This window comes from Vibrio sp. 1288, from assembly GCF_033344475.1.
The window spans coordinates 1-606 of the sequence record NZ_JAWPOX010000774.1; the positions used below are offsets into that span (position 1 = coordinate 1).

Sequence of the window (606 nt, forward strand, 5' to 3'; positions counted from 1 at the left end):
GAAAAAGTGTAAGTTATGCGAACAATGTATAATGTTCTTCTTATGGATAATTTGAATATTCATGACTCACCTTTAGCTTAATGCTAGGATGAAACAAAAATATAATTGGCTAGTAATAAAATGAAACGTTGGTATTTACTTTATTGTAAGCGTGGAGAACAAATAAGGGCTAAGCAGCATCTTGAAAATCAAGGTGTTGAGTGCTTCTACCCAACTGTAGAAGTCGAAAAAATCTTGCGCGGTAAGCGACAAAAGGTCGAAGAACCGTTGTTTCCTTGTTATGTATTTGCACGTTTTGATTATGAACAAGGCCCGAACTTTACGTCGGTTCGGTCGACGCGCGGTGTTGTCGACTTTGTTCGATTTGGTGCCCAACCAAAAGAAGTTCAAGGCGATCTTGTGTTTGAGTTGAAGCAGCTAGAGAAATGCTGCACAGAAAAAAACATATCCGAATGCATGCCTAAACCAGGTGATCAGGTTCGTGTTAAGAGCGGACAATTTGCAGGTATTGATGCCATTTTCCAAGAACAAGACGGAGAGAAGCGTTCAATCATGTTGGTGCAAATGATCTCGAAGCGAGTACCAGTTAGCATTGATAACACCGAT

Annotated in this window: 1 protein-coding gene; it reads left to right on the top strand. The window is 40.1% G+C overall.

Going from position 1 to position 606, the window contains the following annotated elements; translation table 11 throughout:
• Positions 1–120 precede the first annotated feature (120 nt).
• The coding region (gene rfaH, locus R8O11_RS29295; RefSeq protein WP_318195133.1) for a transcription/translation regulatory transformer protein RfaH at positions 121–606 on the top strand (486 nt) is incomplete at its 3' end.